This is a genomic window from Devosia chinhatensis (genome assembly GCF_000969445.1).
Lineage (GTDB): Bacteria > Pseudomonadota > Alphaproteobacteria > Rhizobiales > Devosiaceae > Devosia > Devosia chinhatensis.
The window spans coordinates 1278379-1302223 of the sequence record NZ_JZEY01000061.1 but is presented as its reverse complement, the minus strand read 5'-3'; the positions used below and the strand labels follow the sequence as shown (position 1 = coordinate 1302223).

Annotated in this window: 23 protein-coding genes and 1 pseudogene; 5 read left to right on the top strand and 19 right to left on the bottom strand. The window is 62.7% G+C overall.

All coding sequences use genetic code 11. The annotated features are described in order from the left end of the window. Window positions 1-65: 65 nt before the first annotated feature. Window positions 66-836, top strand: coding sequence for a tetratricopeptide repeat protein (locus VE26_RS16700; RefSeq protein WP_046106216.1), 771 nt, complete (start codon window positions 66-68; stop codon window positions 834-836). A gap of 74 nt (window positions 837-910) precedes the next feature. Here VE26_RS16700 and VE26_RS16695 read toward each other — a convergent pair whose 3' ends face one another. From VE26_RS16695 to VE26_RS16660, 8 genes are all read right to left on the bottom strand, one after another. Next, window positions 911-1918: a type II secretion system F family protein gene (locus VE26_RS16695; protein WP_084620633.1), complete on the bottom strand. Its 1008-nt coding sequence runs from the start codon at window positions 1916-1918 to the stop codon at window positions 911-913. Between the two features lie 15 nt (window positions 1919-1933). After that, entirely contained in the window at window positions 1934-2905 is a 972-nt protein-coding gene (locus tag VE26_RS16690) for a type II secretion system F family protein (RefSeq protein WP_046106214.1), read from the bottom strand. 5 nt (window positions 2906-2910) lie between these two features. Then, window positions 2911-4413: a TadA family conjugal transfer-associated ATPase gene (locus tag VE26_RS16685; protein WP_046106213.1), complete on the bottom strand. Its 1503-nt coding sequence runs from the start codon at window positions 4411-4413 to the stop codon at window positions 2911-2913. Between the two features lie 31 nt (window positions 4414-4444). After that, a complete protein-coding gene (locus VE26_RS16680) occupies window positions 4445-5719 on the bottom strand; it encodes a CpaE/TadZ family protein (protein ID WP_046106212.1) in 1275 nt (424 codons plus the stop codon). 25 nt (window positions 5720-5744) lie between these two features. After that, window positions 5745-7151: a type II and III secretion system protein family protein gene (locus tag VE26_RS16675; protein ID WP_046106211.1), complete on the bottom strand. Its 1407-nt coding sequence runs from the start codon at window positions 7149-7151 to the stop codon at window positions 5745-5747. Window positions 7152-7161: 10 nt separating this feature from the next. After that, window positions 7162-8088, bottom strand: a complete 927-nt coding sequence (gene cpaB, locus VE26_RS16670) for a Flp pilus assembly protein CpaB (RefSeq protein WP_052715979.1) — start codon at window positions 8086-8088, stop codon at window positions 7162-7164. A gap of 219 nt (window positions 8089-8307) precedes the next feature. Beyond that, window positions 8308-8808 (bottom strand): A24 family peptidase, encoded by a 501-nt coding sequence (locus tag VE26_RS16665; protein ID WP_046106210.1) that lies wholly within the window; start codon window positions 8806-8808, stop codon window positions 8308-8310. A 119-nt stretch (window positions 8809-8927) separates the two neighbouring features. Beyond that, window positions 8928-9122, bottom strand: coding sequence for a Flp family type IVb pilin (locus VE26_RS16660; protein ID WP_046106209.1), 195 nt, complete (start codon window positions 9120-9122; stop codon window positions 8928-8930). Window positions 9123-9505: 383 nt separating this feature from the next. Here VE26_RS16660 and VE26_RS16655 point away from each other — a divergent pair, with 383 nt between their 5' ends. From VE26_RS16655 to VE26_RS16640, 4 genes are all read left to right on the top strand, one after another. Beyond that, window positions 9506-9946 (top strand): pilus assembly protein N-terminal domain-containing protein, encoded by a 441-nt coding sequence (locus tag VE26_RS16655; protein WP_046106208.1) that lies wholly within the window; start codon window positions 9506-9508, stop codon window positions 9944-9946. Between the two features lie 115 nt (window positions 9947-10061). Further along, the gene (locus VE26_RS16650) at window positions 10062-10619 is read left to right on the top strand and encodes a TadE/TadG family type IV pilus assembly protein (RefSeq protein ID WP_046106207.1); all 558 of its coding nucleotides are present in this window, start codon (window positions 10062-10064) and stop codon (window positions 10617-10619) included. Beyond that, the gene (locus tag VE26_RS16645; RefSeq protein ID WP_046106206.1) at window positions 10616-11179 is read left to right on the top strand and encodes a TadE/TadG family type IV pilus assembly protein; all 564 of its coding nucleotides are present in this window, start codon (window positions 10616-10618) and stop codon (window positions 11177-11179) included. Before VE26_RS16650 ends, VE26_RS16645 begins: the two co-directional genes overlap by 4 nt. A 70-nt stretch (window positions 11180-11249) precedes the next feature. Beyond that, window positions 11250-11867, top strand: coding sequence for an HAD family hydrolase (locus tag VE26_RS16640; protein ID WP_046106205.1), 618 nt, complete (start codon window positions 11250-11252; stop codon window positions 11865-11867). A gap of 134 nt (window positions 11868-12001) precedes the next feature. Here the strand turns inward: VE26_RS16640 and VE26_RS16635 are convergent, their stop codons facing one another. The 11 genes and pseudogenes from VE26_RS16635 to VE26_RS16585 form a co-directional block, all read right to left on the bottom strand. Further along, entirely contained in the window at window positions 12002-12397 is a 396-nt protein-coding gene (locus VE26_RS16635; protein ID WP_046106204.1) for a VOC family protein, read from the bottom strand. A gap of 78 nt (window positions 12398-12475) precedes the next feature. After that, complete coding sequence (upp, locus tag VE26_RS16630; protein WP_046106203.1) at window positions 12476-13117, bottom strand: uracil phosphoribosyltransferase; 642 nt, start codon at window positions 13115-13117, stop codon at window positions 12476-12478. A gap of 24 nt (window positions 13118-13141) precedes the next feature. Beyond that, window positions 13142-14359 carry a phosphopentomutase gene (locus VE26_RS16625; RefSeq protein ID WP_046106202.1) on the bottom strand — a complete coding sequence of 406 codons (1218 nt, stop codon included), beginning with the start codon at window positions 14357-14359 and terminating at the stop codon, window positions 13142-13144. A 138-nt stretch (window positions 14360-14497) separates the two neighbouring features. Next, window positions 14498-15817 (bottom strand): thymidine phosphorylase, encoded by a 1320-nt coding sequence (gene deoA / locus VE26_RS16620; protein WP_046106201.1) that lies wholly within the window; start codon window positions 15815-15817, stop codon window positions 14498-14500. Window positions 15818-15820: 3 nt separating this feature from the next. Beyond that, on the bottom strand, window positions 15821-16111 hold the full coding sequence (locus VE26_RS16615) for a DUF6958 family protein (RefSeq protein ID WP_046106200.1): 291 nt from the start codon (window positions 16109-16111) through the stop codon (window positions 15821-15823). A 3-nt stretch (window positions 16112-16114) separates the two neighbouring features. Further along, the gene (locus VE26_RS16610) at window positions 16115-18481 is read right to left on the bottom strand and encodes an aldehyde dehydrogenase family protein (RefSeq protein WP_046106199.1); all 2367 of its coding nucleotides are present in this window, start codon (window positions 18479-18481) and stop codon (window positions 16115-16117) included. A gap of 140 nt (window positions 18482-18621) precedes the next feature. Beyond that, complete coding sequence (gene deoC / locus VE26_RS16605; protein ID WP_046106198.1) at window positions 18622-19611, bottom strand: deoxyribose-phosphate aldolase; 990 nt, start codon at window positions 19609-19611, stop codon at window positions 18622-18624. Window positions 19612-19670: 59 nt separating this feature from the next. Next, complete coding sequence (locus VE26_RS16600) at window positions 19671-20081, bottom strand: cytidine deaminase (RefSeq protein WP_084620630.1); 411 nt, start codon at window positions 20079-20081, stop codon at window positions 19671-19673. Window positions 20082-20106: 25 nt separating this feature from the next. Next, window positions 20107-21081 (bottom strand): ABC transporter permease, encoded by a 975-nt coding sequence (locus VE26_RS16595; protein WP_046106196.1) that lies wholly within the window; start codon window positions 21079-21081, stop codon window positions 20107-20109. Beyond that, entirely contained in the window at window positions 21081-22169 is a 1089-nt protein-coding gene (locus VE26_RS16590) for an ABC transporter permease (RefSeq protein ID WP_046106195.1), read from the bottom strand. Before VE26_RS16590 ends, VE26_RS16595 begins: the two co-directional genes overlap by 1 nt. A 116-nt stretch (window positions 22170-22285) precedes the next feature. Then, window positions 22286-23836 (bottom strand): annotated as a pseudogene (locus tag VE26_RS16585) (ABC transporter ATP-binding protein); the annotation flags it as partial. Window positions 23837-23845 lie beyond the last annotated feature (9 nt).

Below are 23845 nucleotides of genomic sequence, written 5' to 3'. Positions count from 1 at the left end.
TTAATGATCTATTGCTCGCAGCATCGGGCAGGGTCGGACCATGTGCCTGCCGGTGGGAGTACACCGTGTCGCACCATCGCCGCTTTTCCAGGTATCTGCGCCCCGTGCTTCTGGGGGGCGTCGCCGCGTTGGCCCTTTCGGCCTGCGCGTCCAATCGTGGGCAGTTGGGCAACTCGGACTATGCGGCCCTTTCCGCCGGGCAGGCACAGGCCAGTCTGCCGGATCTCACCGAGCGTTACCGGCGCAATCCCAAGGACCGCGCCGTCGTCATTCCCTATGCCAATGCCCTGCGGGCGGCAGGACAACCCGACCAGGCCAGCGCCGCTCTCGAGCAGGCCATGCTGGCCTATCCGGGCGATCTGGCCATCTCCATCGCCTATGCCAAGGCGCTGACCGCCTCGGGCAAATTCGATCAGTCGCTTACCGTCATCGCCAATGTCATCCGGCCCGATGCGCCGGACTGGAACGCGCTTCTGGTTCAGGGCGCGACGCTTGACCAGATGGGCCAGCATGACCACGCCCGGCGCATCTACGCGCAGGCGGCGGTCATCGCCCCGGGCCAGGCCTCGATCGAGACCAATCTGGGCCTCTCCTATGCCATGACCAATGATCTGGCGCGGGCCGAACAGCATTTGCGGCGCGCCTTGCAAATGCGCGGCGCCTCGGCGCAGACCCGGCAGAACCTGGCTCTGGTCGTGGGGCTGCAGGGGCGGTTCAACGAAGCCCGCGCGTTCTATGCCGCTGACCTGCCGATTGCTCAGGTCGAAGCCAATATGGCCTATATCCGCGCGCTGCTCACCCAGCAGAACCGCTGGGACCTGATCGACAAGAGCTGAGGGCAGCCTCGCCAGTCCACATGGATCGCCGGGCGCGCCCGGCGATTTTTTTGCGTGCGACGATACCGGTCCGCTCAGCCGCCGATCGTTGTGGCGACCGATCCGGTGAAGACTTTGATCATGGCCGGCGACAGGATGACGATGAACAGGACCGGCAGGAAGAACAGGATCAGCGGCACAGTCAGCTTGGGCGGCAGCGCGGCGGCCTTTTTCTCCGCCTCCATCATGCGGGCCTCGCGGCCTTCCTCGGCCATAACCCGCAGCGCCTGGCCGACGGACGTGCCGTAGCGGTCGGCCTGGATCAGCGCCGTCATCACCGCCCGGACGCCGTCGAGGCCGGTGCGGCGTCCCAGATTGTCATAGGCGCGGGTGCGATCCTCGAGGAAGGACAGTTCGGCCATGGTCAGGGTCAGCTCTTCGGCAAGCTCGGCGCTTTGGGTGCCGATCTCCTTGGCGACGCGCTTGAAGGCGTGTTCCATGGACATGCCCGATTCCACGCAGAGCAGCAGCAGGTCGAGACAGTCGGGCCAGGCCCTGCGGATGGAATGCTGGCGTTTCTGCGTGCGGTTCTTGAGCAGCAGCACCGGCAGATAAGCACCCACCAGTCCCGCGCCAATGGCATAGACCAGGTTGAGATAAGCCGGCCGGTCCCCGGGAGCCAGAACCAGCAGATAAAGGGCGGCGAACAGGAAAATGCCGATGGGCGTGGCAAAGCGCTGGAACAGGTAGGTCGTCAAGGCGCCCTGCCCGCGCAGGCCGGCCATGGACAGCTGGTCGACGGTATTTTCGTCCTGGAAGGCCTTCTTGAGGTCGAAGCGTTCGACCGCGTTCTTCATGTAGGTCTTGGTCTCGGTGCCGCGCCGGATCGAGGCGCGGGCATCCTGTGGAGATGCGCCACGCAGCCGGGCCATTTCCTCGGCCCGCATCTTGTCGCGCTCGAGCGCCACGCGCTTGATGCGACCCTTCAGCTCCTGGCGCCCGATCATGGATGTGCCGAAGGTGAATACGACCGCCGCGGCCGAAATGGCGGCCAGAACGGCGATGAGGAAGTCTCCGCGGGTCAGGAGCTCGACGATATTCATGGATCGCAGCTCCCTTTAGATCTCGAACTTGACCATGCGGCTCATCACGAAGATGCCCGTGGCCAGCATGAGCACACCGACGCCCAGGCACACCTGGCCGATCGGGGTGGTGAACAGGGGCAGGAGATAGGCGGGCGAGACCAGCGACACCAGCACTGCCACGACAATGGGCAGCGAGCCGATAATGCCCGCCGACGCCTTGGCCTCGGAGGACATGGCCTTGACCTTTTCCTTCATCTTCTTGCGGTTGCGCAGCACCCGGGCCAGGTTCCCCAGGGCTTCGGACAGATTGCCGCCCGATTGCTGCTGGACGGAAATCACCACGACGAAGAAATTGACTTCCGGCAGCGGTACCCGGTCGAGCAGGATCTGCACCGCATCGGTCATGGAGAAGCCGAAGCTCTGCTGGTCGAGCACGCGGCCGAACTCGGACTTGACCGGCTCCTTGGTGTCCTTGGCCACGACGCGCATGCTGTCGTTGAGCGGCAGGCCGGTCTTGACGCCGCGCACGATCGCCTCGATGGCGTTGGGCAGTTCGTCGAGGAACTTGTCCTGGTATTTCCGCCGCTTGCGCATCACATACATGCGCGGCAGTAGATAGCCGCCGGCGACCGCAAAGATCGCGGCGAAATAGAACGGCACCTGCACCACAAACAGCACGACGAAGACGATGGCGCCGAAGATGACGCTGTTGCGAATGAAGGCCGCCGGGGTCACCTTCATGCCGGCCTGAAACAGCATGTCCGACACGGTCAGCCGCTTGCGCGTGTTCTCTGCCGCCTGGGACTTGAGCACTTCCTGAACGTTGCGGCGGCGGTTCTCGCGGGCGCGGCTGTCGTCGGCCTCGCGTCGGTTGACCCGGATATCGCCCTGAAACGCCTTGCGGCGCTGGTCGGCACGCTTGTTGCCGAGAGCCGAGGGCACGAGGGCCAGGCCGGCGGCCCCGACGGTGATCATGGCCAGAAGCGCAAGCAGCATCGTGTTCATGGAGCCTACCTCGCCAGGATTTCGTGCTGCTCGGTATTGGCCTTTTCGAGCGCCTCGACCAGATTGGCCTCTTCGTTGAAATAGCGGGCGCGCTCGTTGAATTGCGGCTTGGTGATGCCGGTGGAGCGATGCTTGCCGATCAGCATGCCATTGCTGTCCTCGCCCAAGATGTCATAGACGAAGATGTCCTGGGTCACGATGACGTCGCCTTCCATGCCCAGCACTTCGGTGATGTGGGTAATGCGGCGCGAACCGTCGCGCAGGCGCGCTGCCTGCACGATCACGTCGATGGACGAGACGATCATCTCGCGGATCGTGCGGCTGGGCAGCGCATAGCCGCCCATGGTGATCATCGACTCCAGGCGGGAAAGGGCTTCGCGCGGGCTGTTGGCGTGCAGCGTGCCCATCGAGCCGTCATGGCCGGTATTCATGGCCTGCAGAAGGTCGAAGCTTTCGGGTCCGCGCACTTCGCCCACGATGATGCGTTCGGGACGCATACGCAGGCAGTTCTTGATGAGATCGCGCATGGTGATCTCGCCCTCGCCCTCGAGATTGGGCGGGCGGGTTTCGAGGCGCACCACATGGGGCTGCTGCAATTGCAGTTCCGCGGAATCCTCGCAGGTGATGACGCGCTCATCCTTTTCAATGAAGGCGGTCAGGCAGTTGAGGAGCGTGGTCTTGCCGGAGCCGGTACCGCCCGAGATCAGCACATTGGCGCGCACCCGCCCCAGGATACGCAGCACTTCGGCGCCTTCGGGCGAAATGGAGTTGTATTTGACCAGCTGCTGGAGGGTCAGCTTGTCTTTCTTGAACTTGCGGATGGTCAGCGCGGCGCCGTCGATGGCCAGCGGCGGGGCGATGACGTTGACGCGGGAGCCGTCGGGCAGGCGCGCGTCGCAGATGGGCGAGCCTTCATCGACGCGGCGGCCGACCTGGCTGACGATGCGCTGACACACATTCATCAGGTGTGCATCGTCGCGGAAGCGCACATTGGTGAGCCGGACCTTGCCGCCCACTTCGATATAGCAGCGCTGGCTGCCATTCACCATGATGTCGGAGATGTCGTCCCGGGCCAGAAGCGGCTCGAGCGGGCCGTAGCCGAGCACGTCGTTGCAGATGTCCTCGAGCAGGTCTTCCTGCTCGGAAATCGACATGACGATGGATTTGAGCGCAATGATTTCCGAGACGATGTCGCGGATTTCCTCGCGCGCCGCCTGGCTCTCCATGGTGGCGAGCTGGCTGAGATCGATCGAGTCGATCAGGGCATTGAAGATGGCCGACTTGGTCTGGAAATATTCTTTGGCCCGCTGCGCGTCGGCGGGCGCCCGCACGTCGAGCACCTCGTCGGTGGTGCGCATGCGTGCGGCCATGGCGTCGCTGTCACTGGCGCGCCGCTGCTGCGGACTGGCGGTGACGGCGCTGGGCACCGGCGGGGGGCTGGCCATGGGGCGCGGCGCTTCGCTGACGCCCGGCGTATTGCCTCCGAATGTGGTGCGCTTGCCAAACATGACTATCGTCCTCGATACCGTTCCCGAGCCGTCAGGCGCGCTTTTTGAACAGGGTGGGCAGTTTGAGCAGGCCCGCGGCCTTGCCGCTGCCATGCGCGACCTGCCGCCCGGTGACCTGCATGCCGATGGCCCGGTACACGTCGTTGACCTTGTTGTTCGCCGAGACCTCGGCGATCATCTGGCCATTATTGGCCGCCGTGCCGAAAAGGGCCGCATCGAACCCGATCTGTCCCAGCAGCCGGCATTCCACCGAACTGGCAAATTCGGCGGCGGCGATTTCCGGTCGACGGGGGAGACCCTGCTTGTTGATGACCAGGCTCGTGGCGCTTTCGGCGGGTCGCATGGCCTTGATGGCATCCACCAGGTTCTTGGCGTTGCGCAGATTGGCCAGGTCCGGCTCGGCCACGATCACCACTTCGTCCACCGCCGACAGGGTCTGGCGCGTCCAGGCATTCCAGGCATGGGGAATGTCGAGGATAATCACCGGCATGGATTTCTGGCAGATTTCGATGATCTGCTCGAATTCTCGCTCCTCGAAATCCCAGGTGCGATCCAGCATGGCCGGAGCCGTCAGCAGGTTGATATGGTTGGCCGCCTTGCTCATCAGCCGGTCCAGCATGGTCTGGTCGACCTTCTGGTTGGCCAGCACCGCGTCGGCCAGGCCATGGGGCGGGTCCTGGTTGAAATTGAGGCCGGCCGTGCCGAAAGGCAGGTCCATGTCGATGATGAGGCAATCCTGGCGCAGGGCCGTGGCGATGGCCCAGGCCACGTTATGCGCCACGGTCGAGCCGCCCGATCCGCCCTTGGCCGATACGAAGCCTATGGTGCGTCCGATGGGCGCCGCCCCCTCGGAGACATAGAGATCTGCAATGGCCGAGACGATGTCGTGCGGGGTCGCCGGCAGCACTATATATTCTGAAATGCCTGAGCGGATCAGCTCGCGATAAAGCAGCACGTCATTGACATGGCCGAGCACGATGACACGCGTAGAGGCGTCGCAAACCTCGGCCAGCCGCTCGAGGGAGGCCGGAATGTCCTCGGGCGACAGCACGGTCTCGATGATGATCAGGTTGGGCGTGGGGTTTGACTTGTAGGTCTCCACCGCGCCGTCGATGCCGCCATTATGGGTGGTGAGCGCCACCTTGGACATGCGCCGGTCATGCATGGCGCTTTCGACCAGCTGGGCTGTCAGCGAGCTTTCGCAAAAGGCCTGGATGGTGATGCGCGGCACGAGCCGGGCGCCGTGAACGATCTCGCCGACGGGCTCATCGAGCTTGGCGGGCTGGTCGGGGGTGAGGAAACTCATTGGACTACTTGCTCCTGATCCGCGATCAATCCAGGACGAAACCGACCGAGCCGGAATAGCCCGAGCGGAATTCGCCGGTGGCCCCGACGCCGTACATATGCTCGAGCCGGCCGAGGAATATGGCTTCCGCATCGCTGCTGATGGTTTTGGTGTCGGTCGGCACGGGGATCGAATTGAGCGGGCTCGGCGTCACCATGTAGGGGGTGACCAGGATCACCAGTTCGGTCTGCTGGCTGCGATATTCGTTGGAGCGGAAGAGCGCCCCCAGGATCGGGATATTGGCAAGGCCGGGGATCTGGTCGGCGGCGCGGCTGGCGCGTTCACTGAGCAGGCCGCCAATGGCCAGCGTCGTTCCCGCCGGCAGTTCCACGGTGGTCGAGGCGCGGCGGGTGGCGAGCGTATCGCCGGCCACTGGCTCGGACACTTCGGTATCCATCATCAGCCCGATCGTGCCATTGCTTTTCACCGTCGGGGTGAAGTTGAGCTTGATACCGTAATCCTTGAAGTCATAAAGCGGCGCGCCGGTAGCCTGATCGGTGCCGATGCGGTAGCGGATTTCTCCACCCACCAGGAAATCGGCCTTGCTGCCGGACATTGCGGTCAGCGTCGGCTGCGCCAGCAGACGGGCCGCATTGCGGTTCTCAAGCGCTTTCAGCGTGGCATCGATCTGCAGGTTTCCCATGGGGAAATTGCCGGTGCCGGTAAATGAGGTCAGATTGCTGTTCTGCTGGCTGTTGAAGCCGAGCGAGACATTGCCGATCGTTGCCGTGCCCGACAGGTTGATGCCCAGCTGGCGGGCGACGTCGCGACGGATTTCCGAAACGGTGACCTGCAGCATGACCTGCTGGGCCCCCGAGACATCGATGACATTGGCCACGTTTTCCGGGTCGCCGGCGAATTGTATGGCGATGGCCTGGGCACGATCCTTGTCCTCGGAGGTCGGCACCGTACCGGTGAGCACCACCCGGTTGGTGTCCCCGCTCAGCGTCACCGATTCAACGCGGATGCGCGACCCGGGAATGACGCGCGCCAGGGCCGCCTCTAGGGCATTGCCCACCATGGAAGGCTGCTCGATGACGCGCAGATCCAGCACCTGGATGGTGCGGCCATTGTCGTCGAGAAAGAAGATGTTGGTATCGCCGCCGGTCACGCCCTGGATGATGGCGCGGGTGCGGGTGCGCATGATCGCCGCCGCCACGTTGGGCTGGGACACGATCACTTCGGCCACGCCTGCCGGCAGGTCGACGATCATCGACTTGTTGAGCTCGATATCCATCTTGCGCACCGCGCCATAGGCGTTGGCGGAAATGGCGATCTGCGCTTGTGCCTGGGCGTGGGCCTGGGGCACTGGCGACAGGGCTGCTACGAGCGCCACCGAGGCGGCCAGCATCAGCGTGCGCAAGCCGGGCATGAAAGCTTTTTCGGTATGCATCCTGTGGCCCCTATTGTGGCAGGACCTGCGGCATCTGCGATGCCGGCGGGCTCATGGAGGTGTCGGTCATGCCGGTATCGCCGGCGGAAACGAAAGTGGTGTTCTGCTGCTCGATCGGGGCGCCACCGGTGATGACGCTCTGCTCGCGGCCGAAGCGGATGATGCGCACGGCCTGATTGGCGGAATTGGCCTGATTGGGATCGACACGGTTGAAATCGGCAACGGAGCGCAGGGTCAGTGTCAGCTGGCCGCGGGTCGCGGCATTGATCAAGGTTTCTGCCTGGCCAGGGTCGAGTTCGAGCGTCGCAATGGTGCTGTTGTCGAAGGTGACCGGGGTTGGGCTTGCGCCATCGCCCTCGGTATTGCCGCCACTTGCGCCCATTTCGCCCAGGCGCTTGCCGATGGCGAGAACGCGCACGTCCGAAAGGATGACCTCCGAGCGCTGTCCCGTGGCATCGGCGGAGGTCAGCACCACATCGACATGATCGTTGGGCACGACGAAGCCGCCGGCGCTCGATGCTGCAGTCACGCCCACAGACACACCGCGCTTGCCCTGGCTCAGCACAGCCGAAAGATAGCCCTGGTCCGAACGGACCAGCTTGGCCTCGCGGATCGGTTCGCCGGGAAAAAATTCAAAGCGCGCGACGGCATCGGTGAGCTGGGCGGGTGCATCGGGCATGGCGGACACGGTCACGTATTCGGAGCGCAGCGCCCCTTCGGGCCAGTCCTGCCATTCCACCGAACTGGCGCTGAGCCGTTCGCCGATACCGATGGCGGCCTTCGCGACGAGCACTTGTGTCTTGGCCTCGGGCACGACCTGGGTGACCACCTGGGTGTCGCGAGGCGCGGGAGCGCCGCCACCACGGGTGACCAGAAAGGCCGCCAGTCCACCGGCGACCAAGGCCACCAACAACAGGATAATACGCGCCGGTCTCATGACCCACTCCGGTTGTATGCCGGGCAACATGCCCAATTCCACCGGCTGAACTATGAAAGCAAAGGGTCAAGTTTTAGTTAATCATCGCTTTGCGGGAAGAGTTAACAACCTATGAATACTCGCAATTTGGCAGTCACCGAAGTCTAGGGAGCATAAATGCGATCAGCCCGCCGGCTGGTAACGCGGACGGGCTGCGGGCTTGAGGCAGGCGGATCGGAGCTAGGCGGTAAGGCGCTCGAAGATGGCGGTGTTGGAATAGGTCAACAGGCCCGCAATGGCCATGGCGATGCCATAGGGCACGCCCTGCTTTGGGTCCTGCAGCCGGCTGAGCCAGGGCATGGTGGCGATGAACGAGCGCGCCGGCATCCGGCGCAGGATGAGGATCATCAAGGTCAGCACCCCACCCAGAAGCGCCGTATAGGCCAGATAGGGCAAGGTCAGCCCGAACCCCAACCACAGCGTCGTGGCTGCGGCGAGCTTGGCGTCCCCGCCGCCGATCCAGCGCAGGGCAAACATGCCGAACGAAACGACCAGCACGATGAAGGCACACAGGACATGCATGGCGAATTGCTGCAGCGGCAGTTCGACCACCAGCGCCATCACGACGAAGCCCAGAGCCAGAAGCAGCACCAGCTTGTTGGAAATGCGCATGGTCAGCAGGTCCGAGGAGGCCGCAAAGGCCATGGCCAGGGGAAAGAAGAACAGCGCGATGGTCGACATGGCAGCCTCGTCAGCAATAGGGCTCGAAGAGAGAATGACTTTTCCCAGTTAAGAAACGTCAAATAAAAAGGGGAAGGCGCGAACGCCTCCCCCAATTCTGTCGGCGATAGACCGGACCCTTACGGGGTGGCTGCCGGCGCTGCGGGCATATTGGCGCCCAGCACGTTGGCAATGCCATCGAACAGGGAGGCCAGATTTTCACCCAGGGCCGTCGCGGCCAGGATGATACCAACGGAGATGAGTGCGGCGATCAGGCCATACTCGATTGCGGTCGCGCCCGACTCGTCCTGCGCGAAACGTGCGAAAATGTTCATTCCCAGGCTCCTTTTTACACGTTCTCGAGTGACGCTTATGTCGGACACGCCACACAACGAACATGGCGAGAAGCTAGCCTTCACTCGTTGAAATAGCGTTAATTGAGAACATCTCGGAAAGGCAGCGCACACCCATATTTTTCTTAGTACTCAATGGGTTAAAAAGTTACATCGCATTCTATGCAATGCTGCGCGCGGTTCGTCCACTTGCCGAGCAGCCCCCTCTTTATTATAGGCTCCAAATGCAGGGCCGTTTTGAACATGGCTATATTTGACAGGCACTTGCGCGCTCGAAAAATACCGCATGTGACGACCTGTTTGCCAAGTATTTACCATTCGGGTGGATCGTAAGGGAGCGTTTCTGCACCTTTGGAAGTCCTGCCATGCTCCGTCTCTCCGCCCTGCTGCTCGTTGCCGGCCTTTTTGCGCCGCTGCCCGCCCTGGCGCAGGATGGCGCGCCCATCAGCGTCAATACCAATATGGCGCGGGTCCTGCGCATCAGCGCCCCGGCGGCCACGGTCATCGTCGGCAATCCCGGCATTGCCGACGTGACCATCCAGGACCCCACTACGCTGATCCTCACCGGCAAGAGCTACGGGCAGACCAATCTGATCGTGCTCGACAGCCGGGGCGAACCCATCGCCGATACGCTTATCGAGGTCGTGCAGATGCAGGCCGGCGTCACCACAGTCTATCAGGGCCAGGCGCGCACCACGCTCTCCTGCGCGCCGATCTGCCAGCCCGTCATCATGATGGGTGACGACAACGGCTTTTCGGGCCAGACCCTGGCATCCTCACAGCTGGTCCAGTCCACGGCCAATTGAGGCCTTAGCGGTCCGTTAACCGTGCCGCGCATCACCCTGGCCCGCCTGTCCCGTGCTAACGCGCGATTAGCCATCTCCGCCTAGTTTGGCCCGCATATGCAACGCTGCGCGGGTCATGAGAACATTGTTCGCCAAGATTGCCGGTCTGTTCCGCCGCCGCGCCCTCCTGCGCGACGAGAGCGGCGCCACGGCCATCGAATTTGGGCTGCTCTCGTTTCCCTTCTTCCTGATCGTCGCCGCCATCCTGCAGACTTCGGTGGTCTTCCTCGCCACCCAGGTGCTCGAAAGCGCCGTGCATGATGCGTCGCGCCAGATCCGTACCGGCCAGGCACAGCAAAGCGCGGCCACGCTGAGCGATTTCCGCCAGCAGGTCTGCGACCGTCTTTTCGGGCTCTTTCCCAATTGCACCGGCCTGCATCTGCGCGTTGTCGAGGTCACCAATTTCCAGTCGGCCACGGTGACGGTGCCGGTCGACCCTGCCTGTGCGCAGAATTGCCTCTGGACAAGTCCTGAGATCTGGACGCCCGGAGCCGGCAAGAGCGTGATCCTGGTCCAGGTCTATTACCGCTATCCGGTCCTGATCCAGTTGGGCCCGCTGGGCATGGCCAATCTGGCCGATGGCAATCGCCTCCTGGGCACGGCAACCGTCTTCCAGAACGAGCCGTTCACATGAGGGCCCTGTTTATCCTTGCGGCGCGGTTCTGGCGCGCCAGGGCCGGCGTTGCGGCCGTCGAATTTGCCCTTGTCGTGCCGATCATGCTGGCCGTCTATGTCGGCGCCATGGAGGCCAGCGCGCTGATCTCGATGGATCGCAAAGTCCAGTCGGTGGCCGGCGCTGTCGGCGACCTGGTGGCCCGGTCCGACAAGACGCTGACGACAAGCCAGATCCAGGATTATTTCCGGGCGGCAAGCGGCATCATGACGCCCTATTCGCCAGAGCCGGTGCTGCAGGTGGTTACGGCCGTCTCGGTGGATGCCGATGGCAATGCCATCGTCGCCTGGACCCGGCAGTTCACCAATGGCCAATACAGCGCTACCACGCCCCATCAAGTTGGCGAGCCCTTCCCGCTCCCCGCCGAGATGACCGCCATTTCCAGGAACCAGATGGTCATCGCCGCCGAAGCGTCCTATTCCTATCGCCCTCTCTTCGGCATCTTCTTCAACCAGGCCATCGATCTCTACCGCTCGAACTTTTTCCTGCCGCGGTTCGGGGGAACCATCACGCTCAACTGAGCCTGCGCTTGCCGGGCGCTGGCAGCCATGCCACAAGCCGGGCAGTCTTTCCCAGCCGGCGAGTGAGCTCATGCACGACACCATCATCCCCGTCTTCGATCTGGGCGGCGTCTTCGTCGACTGGAACCCGCTCTATCTGTTCCGCAAGCTCTTCGAGACAGAAGAAGAGGCCCTCTGGTTCCATCAGAACATCTGCACGGGCGACTGGAACCTCGAGTTCGACGCCGGCGAAATCTATGCCGAGGGCGTCGCCAAGCTGGTCACCCGCTTCCCCAAATATTGGCGCGAGATCAAGGCCTTCGACGAGCGCTGGACCGAGACCTTCGGCCCCATGATCCAGGGCACCATCGACATCCATAACGAGCTGATCGAGCAGGATATTCCCACCTTCGCCATCACCAATTTCTCCTGGGAGAAGTGGATGACGCGGCTGGGCGAATGGCCCTTCCTCGAAAAGTTCGACGGGGTGATCGTCTCGGGTCTCGAAGGTCTGGTGAAGCCGGACCCGCGCATCTACCGCGTCTTCTGCGAGCGCTACGGCATGTCCCCCGAATCCTGCGTCTTCATCGATGACAGCGAGCCCAATATCGTGGCTGCCCGCAAGTTCGGCATGCATGGCATCCACTTCAAGGACCCGGTGCATCTGCGCGCCGACCTCATCGCGCTTGGCCTGCCGCTCAAGGCCTGACGAGAGGATCATAGCTTCTCATGCGCCGCGTCGTCCCCGCGCGAGCGGGGACATTCACTGCGTCCTCCCGCGGTTGCGGGAGTGACCGAAGGTCCAGGGGGAGGTCCGCCACCCCCGTTCTCACAGGGTCGGCGTTAGCCGAACCGGCCGCCCTTCTGGATAACTTCGATTTTGTAACCATCGGGGTCAGTGGCGAAGAAGAACCTGGCAACGGGTACGTCGCCATTTTTGAAATCCACCAGTTTGCCCACCGTCAGGCCCTCGGCGCTGAACCGGGCATGCTCGGCATCGACATCGTCGACCACCACGGCCAGGTGGCCATAGCCGTCGCCCAGCGCATAGGGCTCTGTCCGCCCCTTGTTGATGGTCAGTTCGAGTTCGAACGACACGTCCTCCCCGGTCATGTACACCAGGGTAAAGCTGTCGAAATCCAGCCGCTCGGCAATTCTGAGCCCAAAGGCCTTTTCATAAAAGCCCACCGAGCGCGCTTCGTCGAGCACGCGGATCATCGAATGAACGAGCTTGGCCATAAGCGTCTCCGGTTGGCAGATGCCGACGTCTAGGGGCGACAGGGCGCACCCTGAGGTCAATGAGATCGGGGCGGGCTGCTAGCGCGTGCCGTACATGCGGTCGCCGGCATCGCCGAGACCGGGCACGATATAGCCCTTTTCGTTGAGGTGATCGTCGATCGAGGCTGTATAGACCGGCACGTCGGGATGGGCCTCTGTGAAGCGCTTGATGCCTTCGGGGGCAGCGAGCAGGCACAGGAAGCGGATATTGTTGGCGCCGCGTTCCTTGAGCTTTTCGATGGCGGCGGTGGCCGAATTGGCGGTGGCCAGCATCGGATCGACCACGATGATCAGCCGGTCCTCGAGACTGGACGGCGCCTTGAAGTAATATTCCACCGGCTCGAGCGTCTCGTGGTCGCGATACATGCCGATATGGGCGACGCGCGCAGCCGGTACCAGGTCGAGCATGCCGTCGAGCAGGCCGTTGCCGGCACGCAGGATGGACGCGAAGACCAGCTTCTTGCCCTTGATCGCCGGCGACTTCATCGGCGCCATGGGCGTATCGATATCGATCAGTTCAAGCTCGAGGTCGCGCGTCACCTCGTAGCACATCAGATGCGCGATTTCGCGCAGCAGGCGCCGGAACCCCGCAATGGAGGTCTCCTTGTTGCGCATGATGGTGAGCTTGTGCTGGATCAGGGGATGATCGAGAACCGTGACATGACCCGCAATTTCACTCATCTCGACCACCTCGGCACCAGAGTTTCAAAGGAAGGATTTGCCGTGACGGCCGGGCGCGAGCCCAAGCCAGGCGGCAATGGTTTCGCCAATATCGGCGAAGGTTGAGCGAATGCCAATCTCTGCGGGCGCCAGGGCTGGGGAAAAGACCAGGATCGGCACCTGTTCGCGCGTATGATCGGTGCCTTTCCAGGTCGGATCGTTGCCGTGATCGGCCGTCAGCACCAAAAGATCGTCGTGGCGCATGGCGGCGATGATCTCCGGGAGACGGGAATCGAAGCTCTCAAGTGCTGCCGCATAGCCGGGCACGTCGCGGCGATGACCGTATTCGCTGTCGAAATCGACGAAATTGGTCATGATGAAGGCGCCCTCGCCGGCCATCTCCATGGCTTCGAGCGTCCGGTCGAACAATTGAGGGATGCCTGTGCCCTTGAGTTTGTGCGTTACGCCAGAGCCGGCATAGATGTCGGAAATCTTACCGATGGCAAAGACCGAACGCCCCGCGTCGGCATTGCGGTCGAGCAGGGTCGGCTCTGGTGGCGTCATGGCATAGTCGCGGCGATTGCCGGTGCGCTTGAAACTCTCACGGGTCTCGCCGATAAACGGTCGCGCGATCACCCGGCCGATATTGAGCGGCTCGGTCAGCTCGAACGCGACCCGGCAGACCTCGTAGAGGCGGTCGAGCCCGAAATGGCTTTCATGGGCCGCGATCTGGAACACTGAATCCACCGAGGTGTAGCAGATCGGCTTGCCGGTGCGGATATGCTCATCGCCCAGTTCGGCAATGATGTCGGTGCCCGAGGCATGCTTGTCGCCGAGGATTCCCGGCAGGCCGGCTCGGGCCACCAATTGTGCGATCAGCTCGGGCGGAAAGGCCGGAACGCTCTGGGGAAAATAGCCCCAGTCGAAGGGCACCGGCACGCCGGCGATTTCCCAATGGCCCGATGGCGTGTCCTTGCCCTTGGAAATTTCGCGGCCGACGCCGAAGCGGCCGCCTTTGGGCCGGTCGGAAAGGCCGGGCGGCAGCGTGCCGGTCGAGAGCTTGACCGCGGCGCCGAGGCCCATCGCATCCATGTTGGGCAGGTGCAGCGGGCCCGACCGCAGGCCGGTGCGATCGGCCTTGCCGGTCGCTGCCCATTCGGCGATGTGGCCAAGCGTATTGGCGCCTTCGTCGCCATAGGCGGCCGCGTCGGGAGCACCGCCGATGCCCACGCTATCGAGCAGGCAGACAATGGCACGGGGCATGAAACTCTTCCTCGCTTGGTCCAGTGTTCAGTCTGTTGATCCTGGCCGTTGACCGGGCCATTCGTCTTTCGCGTCTTTCCCACCGTCCCTTTGGATTGCAGAGACAAGCCGGCTAAAAACGGTGAGAACGTGATCTCGCTATTCCGATCCGACCCGCCCGGCAATCAGCGGATGACCCGGTATGTCGCCCCCCAGGATATAGGCAGCGCGCAACCGCCGCTCCGCGTCTTCAGCGCTGGCCTCGTCCGCGGCATGGATACGGGCGATTGGGGTCCGGTTGTCGATGACGGCGCCGAGCCCGCGCAAGCGGTCGAAGCCGACGCGATAGTCGATGGTGTCGGTTGGGGTAGCGCGGCCTCCGCCCAGGGAGACCACGGCCATCCCCACGCCGCGCGTATCGATGGCCGACACCTTGCCCTGCCCGGTCGCAAAGACATCGCGGATGATGGGCGCCGCCACCAGATAATCGGTCATTCGCTCGACGAAATCGGCCGGTCCCCCCAAGGCATGCACCATGATGGAAAAGCGCTGGGTCGCCCGTCCGCTGTCGAGCGCCGAAACGGCCAGCAGCCGTCCGGCATCGAGCGTCAGCGCCTTGCCGGTCATCACGGCCAGCTCGGCGCAGAGCGACAGGGTGACTTCCCGCACCCGGTAATCCTGGTGCGCGCCGGTGAGGAAATCGACGGCATTGCGCACTTCGAGCCCATTGCCCGCAGCGCTGGCCAGCGGCTCGTTCATGTCGGTGATCAGCGCACCGGTCTTGAGCCCGGCGCCATTGGCGACGCTGACCAGGCTTTTCGCCAGCTCCTGCGACCTCTCAAGCGTCGGCATGAAGGCGCCCGAGCCGGTCTTGACGTCGAGGATCAGCGCATCCAGTCCCGCCGCCAGTTTCTTGGAGAGAATGGAGGCGGTGATAAGGGGGATGGATTCCACCGTCCCGGTCACGTCGCGGATGGCGTAGAGCATCTTGTCGGCCCGCGCGAGGTCGGCGGTCTGCCCGATAATGGCGCAGCCGGCTTCCCTCACCACCCTGCGGAAGAGGTCATTGTCCGGGCTGGTCTGGTAGCCGGGAATGGCGTCGAACTTGTCGAGCGTTCCTCCGGTATGACCAAGCCCGCGCCCCGAAATCATCGGCACATAGATGCCCATGGCGGCAAGGATTGGGGCCAGCATCAGGCTGACATTGTCGCCCACCCCGCCGGTGGAATGCTTGTCGGCGACCGGCCCGTCGAGATCGGACCAGTCGAGCACCGCCCCTGAATCGCGCATGGCCCTCGTCAGCGCCACCCGTTCGTCCATGTCCATGTCCTGGAAATAGACGGCCATGGCAAAGGCCGCTGCTTGCGCGTGCGACACACTTCCCCCAGCAAAGCCGGCGATGAACTGGGCAATGTCCGTGGCCGCCAGGGCCTCGCCGTTGCGCTTCCTGATGATGACTTCTTGGGGAAGGAAGACCATGCCCTAGACCCGGTAGAGCCGCACGGGCGGCCTGTCGGCGCGCGCCAGGACCTTCTTGGCCTCAAGGTCGAGCTGCACGGCCTTGACCCACCACCCAGCCTTTTCCCCACCGGGAAACAGGTCCTGTGGCAGCTTGGGCTTCACCGCAGCGATCAGCTCGCTTACCGCTATGCCGGGCGCTGCGTCCGGTACGCTCGCCAGAACAGCTTCTTTCATCGCCGCAAACTTGCGGGCATCGACCCTATAGGTCTTGCCGGGCTGGCCGACATTTTCAATTTCGATCCTGTCCCCCATGTCTCACGCCCCGTAGGGGATCCAGACATTTTTCACCTGCGTCACCCGGCTCAGGAAATAGTCGCCGGCAAAACGAGGATCGCTGAGGTCGTAGTCGAGGCCGCGGCTGGTCCAGGTCTGTTTGAGATTGCCCACCGATGCCTTCTCCACCATGGCCGAGCCTTCGGCCGAGCCCATGAAGAGGAGCCCATCGACGCCATCATGCTCGGCCAGGGTCTTTGCGAGAGCAAGGCTGTCGCCGGTGACGATATTGACCACGCCGGAGGGCATGTCGGATGTTTCGAGCACCTGATAGAAGTCGGTCATCGACAAGCCATGACGCGAAGATGGCACAAGGACCGCCGTATTGCCCATTGCGATTGTCGGCGCTAACAGGCTGATAGCGCCAAGCAGCGGAATGTTAGCTGGTGCGACTATCCCGACGACGCCCAGTGGCTCGATCATGGCTGCAGCGATGGCCCGCATCGGCGGGTTGTGCACGGCCCCATCGAACTTGTCGGCCCAGCCGGCGAAAGCAAACAGCCGCTCGACCGATTTTGCAACTTCCTCCGCCCCGTCTTCACCCGTCTGCGCCTTGATCCGGGCAGCGAATTCATCGCGGCGATAATCGAGATTTTCTGCAAGGAAATAAAGGACTTGCGCCCGGGAATGGGCCGCCGTATTCGCCCAGCCGGAGGCTGCACGCGCCGCTTCCACGGCATTGCGGATGTCCTTGCGATTGCCATCGCCGACTTCGCCGATCAGCTCGCCCCCGGACCCATGGACCGGGCGATTATAGCCAGCATCGGGCCGGGCCTGCTTGCCGCCGATATACATCTTGGCGGTCTGGTCCAGATGCCCGCCATCGAGCGGATTGGCAATTGCCGGGGCAACCTCCCTGAGCACCGCAGCGGCTTTTAAATCCTTTTCCCACAACGGCTTAAGGTAGGCCGCCATTCCCTCGCGGCCACCTTCGCGACCATAGCCGCTTTCCTTGTAACCGCCAAAACCGACTGCCGCATCAAACTGGTTGGTACCGTTGATCCACACCACGCCCGCCTTGAGCTTCGGCGCTATATCGAGGGCAAGATTGATGTTTTCGCTCCAGAGCGTCGCGGCCAGTCCGTAGCGGGTATTGTTGGCCAGAGCTACCGCCTCCTCGGGCGTGCGGAAGCTCATGGCGACCAGGACCGGACCAAAAATCTCTTCTGCCACCAAGGTGTTAGCCGGCGACACATTGGTCACCAGCGCAGGCTTGAGGAAGCACCCTTCGGCCGGGATCTGCCCATCGGGCTCATAGACGACCGCGCCTTCGGCGACGCCGCGCTTCATCAGATCCTTGATGCGCTCGACCTGTACCGGGGCGACCAAAGCTCCAATATCCACTGATTTATCAAGAGGATCGCCGACGCGGAGCTTGGCCATGCGTGCCTTGACCTTGGCGATGAACCGGTCCTCGATGCTCTCCTGAACCAAAAGCCGCGAGCCAGCGCAGCACACTTGTCCCTGGTTGAACCATATGGCCTCGACCAGCCCTTCGACGGCAGAGTCGAGATCGGCATCTTCAAACACGATGTAAGGCGACTTGCCGCCCAGTTCGAGGCTCAACCCCTTGCCCGAACCCGCCGTGGCGGCACGGATGATCTTGCCGACCTCGGTCGATCCGGTGAACGCGATTTTGTCGATATCAGAATGGTTTACGATCGCAGCGCCGGTATCTCCCTCGCCCGTCACGATATTGACCACGCCCTTGGGCAGGCCGACGCGCTCGCAGATTTCGGCGAATAGCAGGGCCGTCAATGACGTGAATTCGGCAGGCTTGAGCACCACGGTATTGCCTGCGGCCAGCGCCGGAGCAATCTTCCAGGCCAGCATGAGAAGCGGGAAATTCCATGGAATGATCTGGCCGCAGACACCGTAGGGCGCCATGCCGGGAAACTCGGTTTCGAGATGCGTCGCCCAGCCCGCATGGTGGTAAAAGTGCCGTGCTGCCAAGGGGATATCGGCATCGCGGCTCTCGCGGATCGGCTTGCCATTGTCCATGGTCTCCAGCACGGCAAAGAGACGGGCATGCTTTTGGATCATGCGGGCAATGGCATAGAGATATCTGCCGCGCTCATAGCCCCGCAGGCCACTCCAGCTCGCAAAGGCCGCCCGGGCCGCCCGAACAGCCGCATCGACATCGGCCGTGCTGCCGTCAGTAATCTCGGCGAGCTTGGCGCCGCTGGCCGGATTGGTCGACGCGAAGGTCTTGCCGGGACCGGTCCATGCCCCATCGATGAAATGACCGAAAGCCCGCCCCTTGCTATCGAGCCAGGCATTGGCCTGATCGGCAGCTTCAGGGGCCGGACCGTAGTCGAGGCTATCGAAGATTTGCGCGATATTGTTCATTGCATCTTCCCCAAGGAGATCCCCATTTGCGGGGTAGTGCCATGCTTTTGGCTTGTCCGGGCCCTGTGAGCAGAGCTCTCCGGGCGCTCTTCGTTCAAAACAGTCCCGCGGACTGTATTGTGGGCTGCGCCCAACACTCATCACACCATGGGCTGGCGATAATCTGCTGCGTAGTGACCGGTCAGGCCATGTTCAAGCTGGCGTTCGATGTCGGTCAGCAGGCTCGACGCACCGAAGCGGAAAAGGTGCGGCTGTAGCCAGTGATTGCCCAGCTCTTCCTTCATGAGCGCCATATATTTGAGCGCGTCACCAGCCGTGGCAATGCCGCCGGCGGGCTTGTAGCCGATTTCGATGCCGGTTTCCTCGGCGAACCAGCGGATCATGCGGATCATGGTCAGGCTGGTGACGAGATTGGCATTGACCTTTTCCTTGCCGGTCGAGGTCTTGATGAAGTCGGCCCCGGCCATCATGCAAACCAGGCTGGCCTTGGCGATATTGGTCTGGGTGGCCAATTCGCCGGTACCCAGGATCGTCTTGATATGGGCGTCGCCGCAGGCCTTCCGGAAGGATTTGACCTGGTCGTAAAGCGCCTGCCAGTCGCCGCGCAGCACCATGCCGCGCTCGATGACGATGTCGATTTCCTGGGCGCCATCCTTCACCGAGGCCTCGATCTCGGCAAGCTTGGTTTCCACGGGCGCCAATCCGTGCGGGAACGCGGTGGAAACAGCGGCGACCGGAATACCTGTCCCCTCCAGCGCCTTGACGGCGGTGTGGACGAATGTGTGGTATACGCAGACCGCGCCGGGCAGAATGCGCTTATCGGCGACACCCAGTTTATCGCGGATTTCGGCACGCAGTGGAGTTCTGGCCTTGGCGCATAACCGTTCGACCCGGCCATCGGTGTCGTCGGCATTGAGCGTCGTCAAGTCGATGAGGGTGATCGCCTTGAGCAGCCACGCAAGCTGGTAATCTTTCTTGACCGTCCGGCGCGCACCGATGGAGCCAGCGCGGCGCTCAAGCGCCGACCGGTTCATGCGGACCCGGCTTACCCAGTCGCGGTCGAGCGGGAAGCCCGGATTGCGCCGATGCGCGGGGTCCTGTGTCGTGTTGTCGACGATCTTGAGACTCATCGATCCTCCTCGGGATGCCACTTGGGGTTCATCCCTTGTCGCAGGCCATACGGCCTGAATTAGGGCGCCAGAAATTCCGGGCCGAACGAATGGGGCAGCAATTGCGCCAGCGTCTGCACCAGCGGCGTGCCGTCGATGCCGTGCGAAATCACCTCCACATCGGGATCGGCAAATTCGCGAATGCGCTGGCGGCAGCCGCCGCAGGGGGTTACCGGCATCGCGCCGGGCCCGGTGACATAGATGCGCTTGATGCGCTTGCCGCCGCCGGCCAGCATGGCGGCAATGGCGCTGGGCTCGGCGCAATTGCCCACCGGATAGGCGGCGTTCTCGACATTGCAGCCGGAATAGATGTTGCCGTCATCGGCAAGTATGGCCGCGCCCACCTGAAATTTCGAGTAAGGCGCGTAGGCGTGTTTGCGAACGGCTTCTGCGGCCTCGAACAAGGCCTTGTCGTGTTCTTTGGTGGTCATAAGCGTCATGGCGCCAGCCTCTCGGCTAGCGTTCCTTGGTGTAGGGAATGCCGGAAGCCTTGGGTGCCACGGCGCGGCCGATGAAGCCGGCGAGCAGGACCACTGTCAGGATATAGGGCAGAGCCTGAATAGCCTGGACAGGGACTTCGCCGATCAGCGGGAAGGACTGCCCTTGGATACGGAACTGGAAGGCATCGAGGAAGCCGAACATGAGGCAGACCAGCAATGCCGGACCCGGGCGCCACTTGGCAAAGATAAGGGCAGCGAGCGCGATATAGCCGCGACCAGCAGACATATTGTTGTTGAACCCGGCAGACTGGGCGATCGAGAGATAGGCGCCGCCGATGCCAACCAGGACCGCAGTGATGATCAGCGCCTGATAGCGCAGCAACGTGACCGAGATCCCGGCCGTGTCGATGGCCTTGGGATTTTCACCGACGGCACGCAGACGCAGTCCGAACCGGGTGCGAAACAGAACCCATGCAGTGACCGGTACGGCGACGAAGGCGAAGTAGGTGATGATGTTGTGGCCCGAGATCAGCTCCCAATAGATCTGGCCAAAGATCGGCACGTCGCGCAGTTCATTGGCGAATGGGAGCGTAATTGGGTTGAAGCGCTGGTCGCCGGAAAGCTGGGGCGTATAGCCACCGCGCTGGAACCAGGACTGGCCGAGGAACGTGGTCAGCCCGGCAGCAAGGAAGTTGAGGGCCACGCCCGAAATGGTCTGGTTGCCCTTGAAATTGATCGAGGCAAGGCCGTGAATGCCCGAAAACAGCAATGCTGCGCCCACACCGGCGAGCAAGCCGAGCCAGGCCGATCCGGTGACGGCCGACATGGCCGCAGCCGCGAAGGCGCCGGCCAGGAGCTTGCCTTCGAGGCCAATATCGACGATGCCGGCGCGCTCCGAATAGAGCCCGGCCAGACAGGCCAGGATGAGTGGCACGGCGAGACGCACCGTGGAATCGAGAATGAGGGTGATGTCGACGAGAGCTTGGTCCATCACTTGCCTCCTGGCGCCGGGTCAGGCTGGGTGAGTATTCGCGCCAGCGGTCCGCGCAACATGTCGCCCATCGCGCCGGTGAAGAGGATCACGAGAGCCTGGATGGTGACGATCATCTCGCGGGTGATGCCGGGCATCTGGAAGGCGAGTTCCTGGCCACCCTGATACAGAATGCCGAACAGGAGCGCCGAGAGCCCCACCCCTATCGGGTGGCCCCGGCCCATGAACGCCACGGCGATCCCCACGAAGCCCGCCCCGTTGACGAAATTGAGGATCAGCCGGCCCTGCACGCCACCGACATTGTTCACCGCGACCATTGCGGCAAAAGCGCCGGCCAGGGCCATGACGATCATGATCATCTTCTGGTTGGAAATGCCCGCGTAATTGGCGGCCACAGGATTGTTGCCGAGCGCTCGCACCGCATATCCGAACTTGGTGCGCCAGATCAGCCAATAGACGAAGACCAGCGCGGCGATGGCGAGGAAGAAGGTGAGATTGACGGGTGAATTGCGGAACAATTCGATGAAGGTGCGCAATTGCGGCACGCGCGTAATGGCCTCGAGCGGGGCACTTTCATCGGAATTGACACCGGCGGGCTTGAGGATGCGGCTGATGATATAGCCCATCATCGATGCGGCGATGAAGTTGAACAGAATGGTCGTGATGACGACGTGACTGCCGCGCTTGGCTTGCAGATAGCCCGGAATAAAAGCCCAGGCGGCCCCGAAAAGGGCGCCACACACAATCATCAGGGGGAAGACCAGCGCCCAATGCATGCCGTTGAGCGCCAGGCCGATCAGGATGACACCCAGGCCGCCCACATAGGCTTGCCCTTCGGGCCCGATATTGAAAAGCCCGGCATGGTAGGCCAGGGACACGGCCAGGCCGGCAAAGATGAAATCGGTGGTGTAGTAAAGCGTATAACCGAAGCCCGAACCATAGCCGAAGGCGCCATAGAGCATGATGCCCACGGCTTCGATCGGGTTCTGCCCCACGGCCAGAACGATCAGCCCACCAACAAGGAAGGCCAGCACGACATTGAGAACGGGCAGAAGGACAACGTCGGCCCAGCGCGGCAAGGCGGTCATCAATTGGTCTCCCTGCCGGAATTGTCCTTGGGACTCATCTGCACCATGGTTTGCTGGACGGGCGTTTCGTGTGCGGGCAGCGTGCCCGGCTCGGTGACCTTTCGGTCTGCGTGTGACCCGGTCATCAGCAGGCCCAGTTCGGTCTCGTCGGCGGTGGCCGGATCGGCCTCACCGACAATATGGCCGTCGAACATCACCAGGATACGGTCGGCGAGCGAGCGAATTTCATCGAGCTCCACCGAGACCAGCAGGATGGCCTTGCCGGCATCGCGCATCTTGATGATCTGATTGTGAATGAACTCAATGGCGCCAATATCGACGCCGCGCGTGGGCTGACCGACGATCAGCACATCCGGATCGCGTTCCATCTCGCGAGCCAGCACAATCTTTTGCTGGTTGCCGCCGGAGAAATTGGCCGTCTTGAGATCGAGGTTCGCCGGCCGCACGTCAAACTTTTTCATATACTCTTCGGCAGTGGCGCGAGCCTTGCCGATATCGAGGCCGGGCCCCTCGCCATATTTGTCCTGATAGCCGAGAATAGCGTTTTCCCATGCGGCAAAATTGGTGATCAGTCCCATGCGCAGCCGGTCTTCGGGCACATGGGCGAGCCCTGCGATACGGGCACGGGCCGCTCCGTCATCGCCGGCAAGAGAAAGGGGCTGGCCATTGACACGGATCGTGCCACCCAGCTGGTCGCGCATGCCGGCAATGGATTCAAGCAATTCGGACTGGCCATTGCCAGCCACGCCGGCAATGCCGACGATCTCACCGGCACGAACCTCGAAGCTGATGTTCTTGACGCGTGGCACCTTGAAATCGTCCGTGACGATGAGGTTTTCGACGTCGAGCAAAACTTTGCCGGGATTGGGCGGGCCTTTTTCGACACGCAGCAGGACGCGGCGGCCGACCATCAGTTCGGCCAATTGCTCGGGGCTGGTATCGCTTGTGCGCAGGGTCTCAACCATGGCCCCCTGGCGCATGACCGAGACTTCGTCGGTGATGGCCATGATCTCGCGCAGCTTGTGCGTGATCAGAATGATGGTCTTGCCCTCGGCCCGCAGCTTGCCCAGGATGCGGAACAGGTGATCGGCCTCGGCCGGCGTCAGCACGCCGGTCGGTTCATCCAAAATGAGGGTCTCGGCGCCGCGGTAAAGCGCCTTGAGGATTTCCACGCGCTGCTGCTGGCCGACCGAAAGGTTCTCGATGATGGCATCGGGATCGACCTCCAGCCCGTAGTCGCGCGCCAAAGCCTTGAGCTGGTCGCGCGCCTTGTTGAGCGTGGGGCGGAGGAAGGCGGAATCCTCGGCGCCGAGTACGACGTTTTCGAGGACGGTGAAATTGTCGACCAGCATGAAGTGCTGATGCACCATGCCGATGCCGAGCTGCAGGGCATTGCGGCTGTCGGTGATGGTCTGGGGCGTGCCGTTGACGCGGATTTCGCCGCTGTCGGCCGTGTAGAAGCCATAGAGGATGGACATCAGCGTCGATTTTCCGGCGCCGTTTTCGCCCACAATGCCATGCACCGTGCCGCGCTTGACGGCCAGATGGATGTCGCGATTGGCGTGAACCGCACCGAAATGCTTGTTGATGCCGACCAGTTCAATGGCGAGGGGAGCAGCAGCGGCCCCTTGGGGCCGCTGCGCGTTGTCCGGGTTCAGACTTTCCATGCTAAGTCC

Coding starts and splice junctions, on each gene's coding strand:
- VE26_RS16695 (WP_084620633.1), bottom strand. CDS start 1,918: ATGAATATCGTCGAGCTCCTGACCCGCGGAGACTTCCTCATCGCCGTT.
- VE26_RS16690 (WP_046106214.1), bottom strand. CDS start 2,905: ATGAACACGATGCTGCTTGCGCTTCTGGCCATGATCACCGTCGGGGCC.
- VE26_RS16685 (WP_046106213.1), bottom strand. CDS start 4,413: ATGTTTGGCAAGCGCACCACATTCGGAGGCAATACGCCGGGCGTCAGC.
- VE26_RS16680 (WP_046106212.1), bottom strand. CDS start 5,719: ATGAGTTTCCTCACCCCCGACCAGCCCGCCAAGCTCGATGAGCCCGTC.
- VE26_RS16675 (WP_046106211.1), bottom strand. CDS start 7,151: ATGCATACCGAAAAAGCTTTCATGCCCGGCTTGCGCACGCTGATGCTG.
- cpaB (WP_052715979.1), bottom strand. CDS start 8,088: ATGAGACCGGCGCGTATTATCCTGTTGTTGGTGGCCTTGGTCGCCGGT.
- VE26_RS16665 (WP_046106210.1), bottom strand. CDS start 8,808: ATGTCGACCATCGCGCTGTTCTTCTTTCCCCTGGCCATGGCCTTTGCG.
- VE26_RS16660 (WP_046106209.1), bottom strand. CDS start 9,122: ATGAACATTTTCGCACGTTTCGCGCAGGACGAGTCGGGCGCGACCGCA.
- VE26_RS16655 (WP_046106208.1), top strand. CDS start 9,506: ATGCTCCGTCTCTCCGCCCTGCTGCTCGTTGCCGGCCTTTTTGCGCCG.
- VE26_RS16650 (WP_046106207.1), top strand. CDS start 10,062: ATGAGAACATTGTTCGCCAAGATTGCCGGTCTGTTCCGCCGCCGCGCC.
- VE26_RS16645 (WP_046106206.1), top strand. CDS start 10,616: ATGAGGGCCCTGTTTATCCTTGCGGCGCGGTTCTGGCGCGCCAGGGCC.
- VE26_RS16640 (WP_046106205.1), top strand. CDS start 11,250: ATGCACGACACCATCATCCCCGTCTTCGATCTGGGCGGCGTCTTCGTC.
- VE26_RS16635 (WP_046106204.1), bottom strand. CDS start 12,397: ATGGCCAAGCTCGTTCATTCGATGATCCGCGTGCTCGACGAAGCGCGC.
- upp (WP_046106203.1), bottom strand. CDS start 13,117: ATGAGTGAAATTGCGGGTCATGTCACGGTTCTCGATCATCCCCTGATC.
- VE26_RS16625 (WP_046106202.1), bottom strand. CDS start 14,359: ATGCCCCGTGCCATTGTCTGCCTGCTCGATAGCGTGGGCATCGGCGGT.
- deoA (WP_046106201.1), bottom strand. CDS start 15,817: ATGGTCTTCCTTCCCCAAGAAGTCATCATCAGGAAGCGCAACGGCGAG.
- VE26_RS16615 (WP_046106200.1), bottom strand. CDS start 16,111: ATGGGGGACAGGATCGAAATTGAAAATGTCGGCCAGCCCGGCAAGACC.
- VE26_RS16610 (WP_046106199.1), bottom strand. CDS start 18,481: ATGAACAATATCGCGCAAATCTTCGATAGCCTCGACTACGGTCCGGCC.
- deoC (WP_046106198.1), bottom strand. CDS start 19,611: ATGAGTCTCAAGATCGTCGACAACACGACACAGGACCCCGCGCATCGG.
- VE26_RS16600 (WP_084620630.1), bottom strand. CDS start 20,081: ATGACCACCAAAGAACACGACAAGGCCTTGTTCGAGGCCGCAGAAGCC.
- VE26_RS16595 (WP_046106196.1), bottom strand. CDS start 21,081: ATGGACCAAGCTCTCGTCGACATCACCCTCATTCTCGATTCCACGGTG.
- VE26_RS16590 (WP_046106195.1), bottom strand. CDS start 22,169: ATGACCGCCTTGCCGCGCTGGGCCGACGTTGTCCTTCTGCCCGTTCTC.